We start from the raw sequence: 286 nt of genomic DNA, 5'->3' as shown, positions 1-286 counted from the left end.
GCAGTGNGCNGGCCGTTCAACCTCGCCGCCGACACGCCCGTCACCGCGGGCGTCCTGGCCGACGCGCTCGGTGCCAGGCTGGTGCACGTGCCTTCCGCGGTGATCCGCGCCGCCATGGCGGCCGCCTGGCACGCGCACCTGCAGCAGGTCGACACCGGATGGCTCGACATGGGTTTCGCGCTTCCGCTGCTGGACACCACCCGCGCGCGTACCGAACTGCACTGGACGCCTTCCCTGGACGGGCCGCAGGTGCTTGCCGAGGTCATCGACGGCATGCGGCCCGTCC

The organism is Streptomyces sudanensis (assembly GCF_023614315.1).
In the GTDB taxonomy this organism is placed as follows: domain Bacteria; phylum Actinomycetota; class Actinomycetes; order Streptomycetales; family Streptomycetaceae; genus Streptomyces; species Streptomyces sudanensis.
Note: the sequence above shows the minus strand (reverse complement) of the source record.